1 protein-coding gene is annotated in these 1,126 nt (G+C 73.4%); it reads left to right on the top strand.

Annotated features, from left to right (window positions below):
• Nucleotides 1-928: diacylglycerol/lipid kinase family protein (locus tag AC2W7G_RS16890; RefSeq protein WP_485869460.1), on the top strand; the 928-nt coding region annotated here is incomplete at its 5' end.
• Between the last annotated feature and the right edge of the window lie 198 nt (nt 929-1,126).

The raw sequence follows: 1,126 nt of genomic DNA, 5'->3' as shown, positions 1-1,126 counted from the left end.
GCCGAGCCGCGCCGGGCCGCCGTCCGTGCTCAACCCGGCGAAGGTCGGCGACGTCGACACGTTCAAGGAGCGCGTCGCCGAGGTGGCCCGTGCCGCCGGCTGGACCGAGCCGATGTGGCTGCGCACCACCGTCGAGGACCCCGGCACCGGCCAGGCCCAGGCCGCGATCGAGGCCGGCGTCGACCTCATCGTCGTGGCCGGTGGCGACGGCACCGTCCGCACCGTCTGCGAGCAGGCGGCCGGCAGCGGGATCCCGGTCGGCATCGTCCCGCACGGCACGGGCAACCTCCTGGCCCGCAACCTGGACGTCCCGCTCAACATCCGCGACGCGATGGAGGTCGCGTTCACCGGGCAGGACCGGGCCATCGACCTGGGCCACTTCGCGTCCGACGCCCCGGACGCCGAGCGCACGAGCTTCCTGGTCATGGCCGGGCTCGGCATGGACGCGGCGATCATGACCGGCGTCGACGAGGAGCTCAAGGCCAAGGTCGGCTGGGCGGCGTACTTCGTCTCGGGCGTGAAGGCGGCCCGCTACCCCGCGCAGCGGGTCAAGATCACCGTCGACGACGACGAGCCGGTCAAGCTCAAGGCGCGCACGGTCGTCATCGGCAACGTCGGCTTCCTGCAGGCCGGCATCCCGCTGCTGCCCGCCGCCCAGATCGACGACGGCCTGCTGGACGCGGTCGTCCTGGCCCCGAAGCGCTTCATCGGCTGGCTGGCCATCGGCGCCCGGCTGTTCGCGCGCGGCAAGCGCACCAACGACCGGCTCGAGCGCTTCACCGGCACCCGCATCCTCATCGAGGCCAAGGAGCCGATGCCGATGCAGCTGGACGGCGACCCGGTCGGCGAGGGCACTCGGATCGAGGCCACCGTGAGCGCCGGCGTGCTGCTCGTGCGCGTGCCCGACGACGCCGCGCTTCGCGACTGACCAGTAAGGGAATACCGTGCCTCGGGTGAGCGAACCGACCGTCAGCTTCCCCTCCGACAGCACCACGTCCACCGCGCGCACCGTCCTGGCCGACGCCCTGCGCAAGGCCGACCCGGTCGGCGCGCGGGCCGTCGAGCACGAGACCGCCTGGCGCCGCCAGTACCTGGCCCACTTCCGCCGCGCCGTCGAGGCGGGCAT

The sequence above is a fragment of the Aeromicrobium sp. PFPM2_SD2 genome (assembly GCF_057364525.1).
Note: the sequence above shows the minus strand (reverse complement) of the source record. Positions and strands in the feature narration are given on the sequence as shown.